Annotated in this window: 3 protein-coding genes; all 3 read right to left on the reverse strand. The window is 39.1% G+C overall.

Annotated elements, in window-relative coordinates; all coding sequences use genetic code 11:
- On the reverse strand, window positions 1-1,934 hold a 1,934-nt coding region (locus ACSVH7_RS15015), incomplete at its 3' end, for an OmpA family protein (protein WP_438067497.1).
- A 9-nt stretch (window positions 1,935-1,943) separates the two neighbouring features.
- Window positions 1,944-2,855, reverse strand: a complete 912-nt coding sequence (locus tag ACSVH7_RS15020; RefSeq protein ID WP_438067498.1) for a PorP/SprF family type IX secretion system membrane protein — start codon at window positions 2,853-2,855, stop codon at window positions 1,944-1,946.
- A 58-nt stretch (window positions 2,856-2,913) separates the two neighbouring features.
- Window positions 2,914-4,832 (reverse strand): gliding motility-associated C-terminal domain-containing protein (locus tag ACSVH7_RS15025; protein ID WP_438067499.1); only part of this gene is annotated, 1,919 nt, incomplete at its 5' end.

A 4,832-nucleotide genomic window follows, 5' to 3' on the forward strand; every position in this document is an offset into this window, starting at 1 on the left:
GTTATAATAAATTCACTTCTTCTATTCATTTGGTGTTGTTCCTCGCTGCAAGTTGAAGCGTTTGTTGGTTCACAGCCACAATCATTCACTAGCTGACTTTCGCCATATCCTTTTCCGGTTAATCTTGATTTGTCGATGCCTTTGGCATTTAACCAAGCGATAGTTGCTTTAGCCCTGCGATCAGATAACGCCATGTTGTATTTAGCGGTTTGTCTACAATCGGTATGCGAGCGAATATCCAATTTCATTGTTGGATGTTGTTGTAACGCATCTAATATTTTTTCTAAATCTAAAGCCGCTTCACCTCTAATATTGGATTTATCCAAATCAAAGTAAATCATCTTGATTCCAAAACATTTTCCTAGATCGTCACCAATGGCTACTTTACAAACAGTACTTTCTAGTTGCAAATCAACAACGGTCTCGCCTGAAGTAGCTGCAATTTTTATTTTGGTTTCCTTTGGAGTGTAGTCTTTTTGCTGGGCGCGAACACTATAAGTACGTCTACAATCAATGGTAAAAGTGTAATTACCTTGGGTGTCAGCTGTTGTTGTTGCGATCTCTTTGTATTGCTTGTTTAACAAGGTAACCGTTGCTCGAGCCAAAAATTCGCCCGTGGCACTATCGGTGATTTGTCCTTTTAAAAGCTGTTTGCAACGACTCTTGCTCGTAAATCTGTATATGTCATCTGAGCCAAGGCCCCCTTCTCGATTCGAAGTAAAAAAACCTCTGTTGGTTTCGCTGTCTCGGTAATATCCAAAATCATCTTTAGGGGAATTCACCTCGGCACCATCATTTTCTACTTCGCCAAAACTACCGTCAGTATTTATTTTGGCGGTAAAGATATCCAATCCTCCCAGTCCAGGATGTCCGTCTGATGCAAAATACAGCTGATTGTCATTGGTTACAAAAGGGAATGTTTCTCGTCCCTCGGTATTGATTTCAGTACCTAAATTGATCGGTTGTCCAAAAGTTCCATCGCTGTTAATCGCTACTTTATACAAATCCGATTGCCCTAGGGTTCCAGGGCGGTTTGAGGCAAAATACAAAATTTGTTCATCAGGACTCAACGCTGGATGTGCTGTGCTGTATTGGTCACTATTAAAAGGCAATTCGATTACATTGGTCCATCTTTCATTTACTAAAGTGGCCTTATAAATCTTGAGTAACGTTACTTTATTGGCGTCTTTCCCTTTCTTGCCATCCAAATAGTTATTTCGAGTGAAATACATGGTTTTAGCATCTTTGGTAAAAACGGGCGTGGCTTCATGAAATTTGGAATTCACATTGGCATCATAACGCTTGGGATCACTAGGAATTAAATCCCCATTAACTCCCGCAGCATACAAATTAGTAAAATGTTCTCCCGTCCAGGAATGTTTACGTTGTCCCACTCCTCCGGTGTCTCTTGCGGAAGCAAAAACCAATTTATTGTCGACCACCGCACTTCCATAATCCGAAAATCTTGAGTTAATCCCTGCGTTTTCGATGGTATATATTCCTATATTGGCTTTGATCTCTTCTAGATAATCGGTGTTGTTTTGTAAGCGTTTCGCACGACTATCATTGCTGGCTTTTCCTTCAAATTTGGCTAAAACTTGTGCGGCTTCTTTTGTTTTTCCGATTGATTTTAAAGACTGTGCATAGCGATAATAATACTCGGGTTCCAATTCAGATTGCATTTGGTATAATTTTTCATACCACTGCGCTGCTTTTTCAAAATCAGCATTAAAATAATAAGCATTGCCTAATTTTTGGAACATCTCAGCAGAGGCATAGCCTTTGTTGGCTAATCGCTCGTAGGTTTGTATGGCATCTACGTAGGCATAATTGCTATAGTTTTTATTGGCAGCACTAACTTTGGCTTTTTGGGCGTGAGCATTCCATGAAAAAAAACTTAGCGACAATATGGTGATCAGGATAGTATTTCTCATATTCGATTTTTAGAAGAAACGGGGCGTGATAAGTTTGTTGTTGTTTTTAAATAGTTCATAACGCAAGAAAATTTCATGCGAACCTGAATTGTAATTATTCAAATTGGTGGTTTCTAAATCATAGCCGTACCCAATATACATACCATCGGTGACTTGAAATCCAACCATCGCACTCATGGCAGCACTCCATCGGTAGGCAAGACCAAGTGTCACTTTTTCAACAAACATGAAGTTGGCCGAAACATCCACTTGCAGCGGCGAACCTTCAACTAATTTAGTTAAAAAAGCGGGTTTGAATTTGATATCATTAGACAAATCAAAAACATAGCCTCCAATGAAATAATAATTGATTTTTTCTTTAAAAATAGCCACTTGGTTATCATCGTAGCGGTTGCTTTGAATAAAATTAGGCACCGACACTCCTAAATAGGCTTTGTCGGAATGGTAGTAAATCCCTGCTCCAATGTTTGGAGTGAAAACGTTTCTTAAGTTTTCAAACTGTTTGTCTCCTTGGTCGGCGGGATTTAATTTATTGACATCTAAATTAAATAAGTTAGCCGTAGCTTTCATTCCAAATGATAATTTATAATCGGCTGATGTTTGAATGCTATAGGACAAATCAGCTGCAATGGTATTTTCATTGGTTGGTCCTATTTTGTCATTCACAAAAGAAATCCCTAATCCGAGATTACTATTGCTAATGGGCGTGTTGATAGAAGCGGCGTTAGTGGTTGGAGCGCCATCTAATCCTACCCATTGGGTTCGGTGAAGTGCAAAAACACTCATCGCCCCTCGGCTTCCGGCATAGGCGGGATTGATATTGATGGTGTTGTACATGTACTGGGTGAATTGTGCATCTTGTTGACCATAACTCACCAAAGCCAATACCATCGTAATGAAAGTAATTATTTTTGTTTTCATTTTTTATTTTTTTTGAGCCTGAAAGGAAACGCTCAGGCTCGCTTTAGTAGTGTTTTTTTTATCTTGATAAGAATAGGTATCCTGCTTTTTGATTCATCTTGCCACTTATCGGTTTTTTGTATTTAATGACATAGTAGTAGGTTCCATTTGGTAAGGCATCAGCTTTGTTTACCGTTACTCTACCTTCGGAGATCCCTACAAATACTTTAGAAGCATTATCATAGCCATTCACTTCAAAAACTAATACTCCCCAACGGTTGTAAATCTCCACGGTGTTCTCTGGATAGTTTTCTATGCGTTCTATCGTGAAGGCTTCGTTTGTCCCATCGTTATTTGGAGTAAAGGCATTGTGTACCAAAATATCACATGAGACCCCACTATCATCAAAATCGCAAGGGTCTTTTACTACGATTGTGATGGTTGCTGTTGCGCAATTGTTTGGATTAATCACGTCGCAGATAGCATACGTCAGTACATAGGTTCCCACTGCTGTTCCTGCTGGAATGGTTATTTTTCCTTGTGCATCTACGCTTACTCCAGCCACTCCATTTGTATCTAGTATAGCTATCTTTACTTGTGGGGCCAAAACAGATCCATTGTTAAGTTTATCATTCCCCAAAATATCTAAAACGGCTCCCTTTGATGAATCAATTGGTTGTGCACTAAAATCATCATTGGTAGCGGTAATTACTGGTGCTACCACAGTTATGGTAACAGTGGCACTTTGACAATTTGTTGGATTGCGTTTTTCACAAATCTCATAAGTCATCACATATGTTCCTGCTGGTGTATTAGCTAAAATATCTACTGATCCATCTGCATTTAGACGCAAATTTGGATTTGGAATTGTTACTCTCAAATTGATATCTGCAAGTTGTACTGAAGCCCCATTTGAGGTGTCGTTTGATAATACAGTAAGAACGTTTGTCGTTACTGTAGCAACGCTCAATATTGGGCCAGCAACATCGTCTTTGGCAATGATTGTAGCATACAATTGACATTGAATACCAAAATCTATGGTGTTATCAACTCTTGCTATTGCAGTTAAATTGGTGTTGCGGGTATCGGCAGTGGTCACACCGCATACTACAAAACTTTGCATAGCTTTAGTTTTATTTGATATATTCAAAGCAGTGGATAGATTTTTCACTAGTCCAGTAGCAAATTTAGCTTGCGCGGCAGCTTCCAAATTTGGCTCCATTACAATTTTAACTTGGTAGTTTCCATAATTACCTAACGTTCCTCTTGTTCTCCAATAGCCTTGAATACTCATGGTAATTTCTCTTGAGAAACCATTTGGCCCTGTGATGAAAATATTAGGAATATTGGTCGTACCATTGCCAAGACCGGCGGCATTGATTTCGCCTTCGTTCTCTTTTCCGGTGTATTTACCATCTCCATTGAAATCGATCCATTCCCATTTACTGTAATCAATATAACCATTGGCATCTGGGAAATTCTGAGTCACAACCCCATCATTATTGGCATCAAACCATTCGTCCTGAAGTCCGTTACCATTTTTATCATACCAAACAAAGTTGCCTAAAACCGGTAAATCCGTTTTGTCATAATCAAAATTTCTTACTTGATAATTACATTTTTGAATGTTTAAAAAGTACAAACTCGGACCAACATTATATAAGTTTTGTGCAGTATTCAAGTTAGCATCCTGAACTTGTATGATGTAATCTCCTTCTGCAAATCCTGTGAAATTATAGGATCCATCGCCTTTGGTTAACATTAACAATACAGGACCTGTTGTAGCTTTGTCTGGAATTAACGTCACGGGAACATTTGCTAATGGCCTGTTATTTAGCACATCTCTTACCACTCCAGAAATTTTAGTGGTGTTGCAAGTTACTGTTACCGTCACTGTGGCTTGATCACAAACCACTGGGGTCGCTTTTGTGCAGATCTCGTAAACTAAACTATAACTCCCTGCTGGTGTTCCTTCTTTGACATCGACTGAGCCGTCAG

This window comes from Flavobacterium sp. TSSA_36 (genome assembly GCF_051547165.1).
Taxonomy (GTDB): Bacteria; Bacteroidota; Bacteroidia; order Flavobacteriales; family Flavobacteriaceae; genus Flavobacterium.